Source organism: Thermus aquaticus (assembly GCF_001280255.1).
Lineage (GTDB): Bacteria > Deinococcota > Deinococci > Deinococcales > Thermaceae > Thermus > Thermus aquaticus.
On record NZ_LHCI01000038.1, the window covers coordinates 1 to 609 of the forward strand.

Annotated in this window: 1 protein-coding gene and 1 pseudogene; one reads left to right on the plus strand and one right to left on the minus strand. The window is 69.1% G+C overall.

Annotation, left to right across the window (positions count from 1 at the left end):
- Positions 1-134, minus strand: a pseudogene (locus BVI061214_RS13530) (peptidase M20); the annotation flags it as partial.
- A gap of 17 nt (positions 135-151) precedes the next feature.
- On the opposite strand from BVI061214_RS13530, the gene mglB reads away from it, so the two are divergent.
- On the plus strand, positions 152-609 hold a 458-nt coding region (gene mglB, locus BVI061214_RS00235; RefSeq protein WP_053766884.1), incomplete at its 3' end, for a GTPase-activating protein MglB.

Genomic DNA, 609 nt, shown 5'->3' on the forward strand with positions numbered 1-609 from the left:
GAAAGCCCCAGGCCCCGAAGGACCTCGGCCACCTTCTCCGCGCCCTCCCTAAGGGCCCGCCCCTCGGCGCTCACCGTGGGCAGGGCGATGAGCTCCGCCAAAAGCGCCTTGGCCTCCTCCAAAAAGCCCTTCATGGTAGACTGAGCATACTATGGTGGAACCTTCCCTGGTCCTTTACGGGGCCCTCTACGAGCGGGCCATGGGGGTCTTGAAAGAGCCCCTCCGGGAACCCGGGGCCCGCTCCGCCCTCTTCATAGCCCGCAAGGGCTTCGCCCTGCCCCACAAGGAGGCCCTCGGGGCCCCCAACCCCCCGCCTCTGGACTCCCTGGCCACCCTGGTGGCGGGCAACGCCGCCGCCACCCAGGCCCTGGCCAAGCTCCTGGGGGAAGCCCGCTTCCAGGAGGTGGTGCACCAGGGCGAACACATGGGCCTCTACGTGGACGAGGCCGGGGAGCACGCCCTCCTCCTCCTGGTTTTTGACGAGAACGCCCCCTTGGGCAAGGTCAAGCTCCACGGCAAGCGGGCGGCGGAGACCCTGGCCAGGATCGCCGAGGAGGCCATAGCCAACCCGCCCAAGCTCCACCTGGACACGGAGTACCGGGAAGGGGC